The 231-nt window shown below is 68.4% G+C and carries 1 protein-coding gene; it reads right to left on the bottom strand.

The features are described from left to right. Nucleotides 1-195: transposase (locus tag AC5ZGW_RS48000; protein ID WP_496114380.1), on the bottom strand; the 195-nt coding region annotated here is incomplete at its 3' end. Between the last annotated feature and the right edge of the window lie 36 nt (nt 196-231).

The following is a 231-nucleotide window of genomic DNA, read 5'->3' on the forward strand; positions in this document are numbered from 1 at the left end:
CGGCTGCGAAGCCTCGCACGACGGCAATACGCCTCGCCGGCGAAAGCGTCGTCGCCAATCGTAAATCTGCCAACGCGTCGCCCCGTGCCTGCGCGCCACCTCAGACACCTGAGCACCGGGCAGCAGACTTTCCGCGACGATCCGAGCCCGCTCGGCCTCCGAACGCACACCACGCCCGGAGGGGCCTTCAAGCACCTCAAGCCGGCTGACCGCCCCAACTGACGAGCTGTC

This window comes from Bradyrhizobium sp. Crot121, assembly GCF_059512385.1.